The 410-nt window shown below is 46.8% G+C and carries 1 rRNA gene and 1 pseudogene; one reads left to right on the forward strand and one right to left on the reverse strand.

Annotated elements, in window-relative coordinates:
* Window positions 1-222: pseudogene (locus tag ACQ4LH_RS21015) on the forward strand (hypothetical protein); the annotation flags it as partial.
* A gap of 47 nt (window positions 223-269) precedes the next feature.
* On the opposite strand, the gene rrf reads toward ACQ4LH_RS21015, so the two are convergent.
* Window positions 270-385, reverse strand: a 5S ribosomal RNA gene (rrf, locus tag ACQ4LH_RS21020).
* Window positions 386-410: the final 25 nt, after the last annotated feature.

Raw genomic sequence — 410 nt, forward strand, 5'->3', positions numbered from 1 at the left:
GTCTTACCTCACAAGCACCCACACGAATTGCTTGATTCAGTTGTTAAAGAGCGGGTGGTTGATTCTTTCGTCTCAACCGAGGCGCGCATTCTACAGCAGCCTCATCTTCCGTCAAGTGATTTCGAAGTTATTTCCGAAGAAGTTCTTTCTACTCAACCACTTGCATTACATAACTCGTCAGCAGTAGTTTTTGATCGCTCAAAAACTTCATGCTTGTACTAATAGTAAAACCCCCGACCAGTTTCCTGATCGGGGGTTTTGGTATAGGTGCTTGACGATGACCTACTCTCACATGGGGAAACCCCACACTACCATCGGCGATGCATCGTTTCACTACTGAGTTCGGGATGGGATCAGGTGGTTCCAATGCTCTATGGTCGTCAAGCGATACAGCTGGAGTATCGTCGTTA

This window comes from Pseudomonas peli (assembly GCF_050563605.1).
Lineage (GTDB): Bacteria > Pseudomonadota > Gammaproteobacteria > Pseudomonadales > Pseudomonadaceae > Aquipseudomonas > Aquipseudomonas peli_A.